Origin of the sequence: Shimia aestuarii, from assembly GCF_022814865.1 — a bacterium.
Lineage (GTDB): Bacteria > Pseudomonadota > Alphaproteobacteria > Rhodobacterales > Rhodobacteraceae > Shimia > Shimia aestuarii_A.
Genome location: NZ_JAKVRD010000010.1, coordinates 123959 through 129958 on the forward strand (window position 1 = coordinate 123959; position 6000 = coordinate 129958).

Consider the following 6000-nt stretch of genomic DNA (forward strand, 5'->3'; position numbering starts at 1 on the left):
CGAGAGAGAAAGACAGCGGATTCCTATGCGTTCTTGAGGTGTTGGGGGTGTTGGTGCTTGACGATTGTGGGATCGCAATGCGCGTGCCTCAGGCCTCTGAAAGGGGCAGCCGGACAATGAAAGTTGTGCCGCGATCAGGGTTCTTGCGGTAGGAGATCGATCCACCGAGCGCCTCCATGATCCGCTTGGAGATATTCATCCCAAGCCCTGTGCCACCAATCTGTCGCGTGTCGGACGAGTCGATCTGGGTAAAGCGGTCAAAGACCTTGTCATAGTCTTCTTCGGATAGGCCGATGCCCTTGTCGCTAAAGAGAATGTCGACATGGCTCTGGCCGACTTCGGTGCGGACGTCGACCGTGCTATCTGCGGGTGAGAACTTAGCGGCGTTTGACAGGATGTTGGAGAAAACCTGTTGCAGGCGGGCGCGGTCGCTGTTGACCCAGACGGACCCTGCTGGCGGGTTGAAATCGACCTGCACGTTTAGCCGTGAGGCGAAGGGCTCGTTGTCGGACACGGATTGTTCGATGGTTTCGCCGAGGTCGAGCGTTTCCGTTTCAAAGGTCACACGGCCGCTTTCGACGCTTTGCAGGTCGAGGATTTCGTTGATCAGTGTGAGCAGGCGGGTGCAATTCCTCTGTGCCACCTTGAGGGTCTTGCTCACTTGATCCGGTAGCTCTCCAAGAATGCCGGAGTTCACAAGGTCCACCGATCCTTTGATTGAGGTCAGGGGCGTGCGCAATTCATGGCTCATTGTCGAGACGAATTCCGTCTTGGCGCGATAGGCCATCTGCGAGTTCTCATGCTCGACACGCAGTTGCCGCATCTGGGCAACTTGCGTCCTGTAGAGCTGCAGGTAGTGGCGCGAGCTGTCGATGATGAAGAAGAGCACGAAAAGGCTCGTGAAGAGTTGTGCCCAGAGCTCCGATTTCAGCGGCGCATCGGTTAGCACGATGTCGCGGATCGGGATGTAGAGAAACGTCGCGCCGTAAATCAGAAGGCGGATCGTTAGAACGGATTTGAGCTGATGGTTGTTCATCGCCGCGAACAGGGCGGCGGCGAATAGGAAGAACAGTGGCATGAAGTGAGTCGTGTGCCCCTGAAGCACCGCAATACCGATCGCATAGCCTGAAATGACCGAGGCACTAAGAATGGTGCCGATATAAATCTGCCACATGAAACGCTTCTCGGTGGAGCGGTCCTTGCCGTTCCAATTCAAGGCGCGCTTAAAAACCCAGCAGTCATAGATTTCAGAAGTCAGCACGAAAACAAGCACGCCAAGCGCGAGCCAGACATCATAGTAGAAGGCCGCCAAAGCAAGGGCGGCGCCGAAGATGATCTGTCGCTGCCAGATCAGGTCAATGCCGACCTGACAATAGTCTTTGATCTGGCGCGCCAATAGTGCCTGGTCGCTGCTCGTCTGATCCATCACGTCCTCAGTTCTCGCCTGCTCACGAAGTCCCATCTAGTTGGGTTGACCTGTTGGTAAACAATTTGCGTGTCGCGAACTGCAACGGCAACACGTTTCTCGGGAAAGGGCATTCTTCACACACGTTTAAATTGCTAACTTGGCGACAATGTGTCAACTCTAAGGAGATTGTTGACGAAGTTGGGTGAGCGGCTGGGGCGTCAAATGGAGCGAGTGGTTGATTCTCGAAGTCGAAAGGCGAGTCGGGTCTTTCCTGAGCTTGTGCCGCAGCACGAGCTAGACCGCCGATCTTCGGCAGGTCTTCTAAAGAAATGGGTCAATAGCTATGGCTACCGCAAGAAGCGGGTCCGGAAGCCTGACGAGGTGCCCGAAGCGCACGACTCTCGGGAGTACACGACAACGGTCCTCTCGATGAAGAATGTCCATAGATATGGCGATCTGCTCGTGAAGTATTTGCAGGCGCGCCGCGAGGTGTTCATCGTGCAGAAGGGCTGGCAGTTGCCCGAGACCGACGGGATGGAGTTCGATCAGTACGATACGCCGCTGGCCCGATGGATTGTCGTGCATGATCAGGACGTTATTCTTGGCGGCGCACGGATCTCACCGACCACCGCGGAGTGCGGAAACCATAGTTACATGCTGCGCGACGCCCAGCTTGGCCAACTCAAGGGGCTGCCGTTCGACATGCTCTATGACGAGGCCCCGGTGCGTGACGATGTGTGGGAGGCGACGCGTCTATTCGTGACCGATCAAGTCCCGGCGAAAGATCGGGCGTTGGTGCAAAGTGCGCTGATGAAAGGGATGGCTGCGGCGGCGCGGTCGGTCGGCGCAACGCATGTGATCGGGATCGTGCCGGCCGTGTTCCGGCGTTGGCTCAAGCGGATCGATATGGAGGCGACGGCGGTCGGTCCAGTGATGAAGATCGAAGGGGACCGCGTTCAGGCCGCATTGATGAAAGTCTAGCGTCAGAACCGACCTGATCCATCTGCGATTAGAATACCCAAGGTTGTATTCAGCTTCTCGTTCTCTTTTGGCGAGGAGTGGATCGTACCTATTGCCGCAATCCTTCTCTTGAGCGCCCCATTTTGGGCCAATTTCTCCCCTAGGTTGTCCCTTGGCCAATTCAAGACGGAGGCGACATGAGGTTCCTCGCCGTAGACGACGACCCGAACTTTCTTGAGGTTCTAAAGAGCTTCATGAAACAGGACGCGCAGCATGAACTGCACACTGTGACTTCGGCCGCCGAGGCCTTGAAGATCGTGCGGGATACGCCGGGTTCTTTCGATGCGTTCTTCCTCGATATTCTCATGCCCGAGATGAACGGGGTCGCGCTATGTGCAGAGTTGCGCACCATGAAGCCGCTGCGCGATGTGCCGATGTTCATGCTGACGGCGGTCGCGGACCGACATCTCATCAATGACGCATTTGCCTCTGGCGCGACAGATTACATCACCAAACCGCTTGACCCCGAAGAGCTCCGTTCGCGGCTTTCCATGGCGGCCCGTATCCATGAGGAGATCCAGATCGCCGCGGCCGCCGACCGCTTGCAAGAGGGCGAAAGATGCTATCCGCGGGTGATAGATTTTGATGCCCCTGTGCCACTTCGGGGCCAGAAAAACGCGATCGAATACCTCGCCCTTGAAAACTACCTTATGACGCTCGACAGGCGAGGGCTTATTGCGCACGCGGCCTTTGGTATTCACTTTGAGACCGCTTCGCAGATCTATGTTCGGTCCGAGTCCTCTGGCTTCTTTGAGGCGCTGGACGAGGTGACGACAGCGATTGCCAAGGGGCTCGAGGCGCAGAGGTTCATGTTTACCTATGCTGGCGCGGGGGATTTCATCGTGGTGACCCTGCGGCGCGGGACGATCAACATGGCCGCTCTTGAGGCGGAGATCAATGCGACCCTTGCCAAGTCCTATATTCGCTATGCCGTGAAAGACCTTCCGACGCCGCGCGTGCGGGTTGGCAATCAGGTGCGCAATGGCCTTTTCGGAGAGCGGCGCGCCAATGTCATCCTGCAACAGGCCATTCGCAAAGCGCAGGTCGCAGGCACGCCGAGCCTTTCGGAGGAGAAACACCTCTTCCTGCTGCGCGAAGCGATGAAGCAGTAGGGCGCACACGATTGCATGCCAAGCTGTGTTCAGAGTGCAGGATATTCTAGGGAAGAAATGGTGCCCAGAAGAGGCATGGAGAACCGAACTCGCCTGACTCCAAAACATCTCACAGTGTCCACTTAACTCAATAAAACATGACCATGAAGGCCTGCTTTATCTTGCTGCGTCTCACGGCATCGCTTACAGCTTGGGGGATCAATTGGAGGATAGTATGCGCGCATTCAATAAACTCCCGAGTAACGCAGCGGCCTCCCTGCCCGCAGGAAAGCATGAAGATGGCGGCGGTTTGCGCCTAGTCAAGAAAGCTGATGGTGGCGGCCAGTGGGTCTATCGCTACAGTCTGCACGGCAGGCGGCGAGAAATGGGCCTTGGACCGATCCCCGCTGTTTCACTCAAAGCCGCGCGGGAAGAAGCTGCAAAGTGGCGCGCGCGAGTAGCTATGGGGTACGATCCGATTGCCGAACGCGACAAAGAACGCGCCAACCGTCTCGGCGGACTATTCAAAGAAGTCGCCCTTGATGCGTTCGAGGCGCGGAAAGCCGAACTGAAGGATGACGGCAAGGCTGGGCGCTGGCTCTCCCCTCTTGAGCAGCATGTTTTCCCCAAACTGGGCAAAGTGCCTATCGCCCAAATTACTCAGAGGGACATCCGCGACTGCCTCGCTCCGATCTGGCACACAAAAGCCGCGACAGCGAAGAAGGCGATCAACCGGCTAAACGTCGTCTTCAAGCACGCAGCGGCGCTTGAACTGGATGTGGACATACAAGCCGTAGGCAAAGCCCGCGAACTACTCGGGAAACAGCGGCACAAAGAAACGCATATTCCAGCGATGCCTTGGCAAGATGTACCTGAATTCTATCACAGCCTTGAAGAACCGAGCGTGGCGACACTAGCCTTGCGCCTCTTGATCCTCACGGGGGCACGCTCCGGCCCGATCCGAATGCTTAAGCTGGATGATATCGAGGGCGACGTGTGGACCATTCCAGCGGAAGACATGAAGGGCCGCGTCGGTGCGGTTGAGGATTTTCGGGTGCCCCTTTCGTCTGAGGCGCAAAACGTGATCGAAGCCGCACTGCCATTTGCTCGCAACGGTTTTCTTTTCTGGAATCGGAAGAACGTGATCAGCGATATGGCGATGGCGGCAATCATGAAACGGCGCGGCCTTGAGGCCCGCCCACACGGCTTTCGCACAAGCCTTCGTGAATGGCTCGCCGAATGCACCACTGCGCAACATGAGGTGGCTGAAATGGTCTTGGCCCACAAGACCGATAGCAGCGTCGTGCGCTCTTATCGCCGGACCGATTTTCTTGACCAGCGCCGTCCATTGATGGAACGCTGGGCACAACACTGCTGTGGGCAGGATGGTCAGGTTGTGAGGATGGTTTCGCAATGAGGGATGGGGAACGGGATGATTTCGGCGAAGTTTTTGACCGAATACTTGCCGACCTAAAATCCGCCCTCGTGAAGCTTGAGGTACCCGGCGGCCCAAAGATAACCAACCAACATCAGAGACTAATTTCGCATAGCCATGAGGCCCCTTGGGAAACAAGCAAAGAAGCCAATGAAATAGAGGATATTCTCGCGGAGTGCGAAGAGTCCCTAGAGTCTGTAAACAAGAAAATCAACGACCTGTCCGCAAGCACTCAAAGTTGGCTAGATTGGAACTCCGCACTACGCAGCTCAATCCAAGAAGACTGCTTCGAGGCGGGCATGGAGTTTCCTTTTCCAAGTTATCTCTGTTTCCAAGCGGGAATGGCAGGCGAACTCCAAGCAGACCTCCGCGACCTACGCGAGAAAATCATCAAAGCCCGCCAGACCAATCCGCTCCTAGGAGGCACCCGTGGGAAACGCGGCCGCCCCACTCAAGTTGACGCCAATCAACTCGCCGTCGCGGTTGGGGAGATTTTCATGGAGTTGCAAGGAAAACTCCCGACCTTTGGCAAGGATCAAGACGACGAGCCTTCAACGCCCTATTGCCGTGCGGTCGATGAGGTGTTCAGGGTGCTAAACATTAAATCCGCAGCGGATGGCGTAAGTCGGGCTAGCTTTCGAGGGCCTTGCGAGCGGGCTATTGAAGTGCTGAAAGAAAAGGAGCGGCGAAGTGCTAGATAGCATAGCGCGCATAGTTAAAAAGGACGGGAAGCCGACCTTAGCTGCGGGTGCAGAAAGAACTTTGAGATACCGCAAAAGCGGACCTTCAATGCCGAGCGCTCTGATCGGTCTTCTTTCGGAATGGTTCTTCAGGGAAGCAGAAGTTCGCTGCGGTTGCGAAGTCGGCAGAGCCCGTCTAGCTAATCGCGCCGGTTGAGCAAAATTCTATGGCGCGTCGGGTGATCCGCCCCACTTGAGTGGTCCAATTTGATTGTTAGTGCATGATCGGCCTTTGGTCCATCTGGATGATGGTTTCGGGGGCCGGTGGGCGATAGCCCAGAGCACTGTGGGGTCGTTTCGTATTGA

Annotated in this window: 5 protein-coding genes; 4 read left to right on the forward strand and 1 reads right to left on the reverse strand. The window is 56.3% G+C overall.

From position 1 onward, the window contains the following. Window positions 1-88: 88 nt before the first annotated feature. Window positions 89-1426: a sensor histidine kinase gene (locus MK745_RS11920; RefSeq protein ID WP_243613522.1), complete on the reverse strand. Its 1338-nt coding sequence runs from the start codon at window positions 1424-1426 to the stop codon at window positions 89-91. Window positions 1427-1630: 204 nt separating this feature from the next. Here MK745_RS11920 and MK745_RS11925 point away from each other — a divergent pair, with 204 nt between their 5' ends. The 4 genes from MK745_RS11925 (at window position 1631) to MK745_RS11940 (ending at window position 5655) form a co-directional block, all read left to right on the forward strand. Beyond that, window positions 1631-2389: an acyl-homoserine-lactone synthase gene (locus MK745_RS11925; RefSeq protein WP_243613523.1), complete on the forward strand. Its 759-nt coding sequence runs from the start codon at window positions 1631-1633 to the stop codon at window positions 2387-2389. Window positions 2390-2565: 176 nt separating this feature from the next. Then, complete coding sequence (locus MK745_RS11930) at window positions 2566-3540, forward strand: response regulator (RefSeq protein WP_243613524.1); 975 nt, start codon at window positions 2566-2568, stop codon at window positions 3538-3540. Window positions 3541-3754: 214 nt separating this feature from the next. After that, window positions 3755-4936: a tyrosine-type recombinase/integrase gene (locus tag MK745_RS11935; RefSeq protein ID WP_243613530.1), complete on the forward strand. Its 1182-nt coding sequence runs from the start codon at window positions 3755-3757 to the stop codon at window positions 4934-4936. Continuing rightward, a complete protein-coding gene (locus MK745_RS11940) occupies window positions 4933-5655 on the forward strand; it encodes a hypothetical protein (RefSeq protein WP_243613525.1) in 723 nt (240 codons plus the stop codon). The genes MK745_RS11935 and MK745_RS11940 overlap by 4 nt, the downstream gene beginning before the upstream one ends. The last annotated feature ends 345 nt before the right edge of the window (window positions 5656-6000 follow it).

Coding starts and splice junctions, on each gene's coding strand:
- MK745_RS11920 (WP_243613522.1), bottom strand. CDS start 1,426: ATGGATCAGACGAGCAGCGACCAGGCACTATTGGCGCGCCAGATCAAA.
- MK745_RS11925 (WP_243613523.1), top strand. CDS start 1,631: ATGGAGCGAGTGGTTGATTCTCGAAGTCGAAAGGCGAGTCGGGTCTTT.
- MK745_RS11930 (WP_243613524.1), top strand. CDS start 2,566: ATGAGGTTCCTCGCCGTAGACGACGACCCGAACTTTCTTGAGGTTCTA.
- MK745_RS11935 (WP_243613530.1), top strand. CDS start 3,755: ATGCGCGCATTCAATAAACTCCCGAGTAACGCAGCGGCCTCCCTGCCC.
- MK745_RS11940 (WP_243613525.1), top strand. CDS start 4,933: ATGAGGGATGGGGAACGGGATGATTTCGGCGAAGTTTTTGACCGAATA.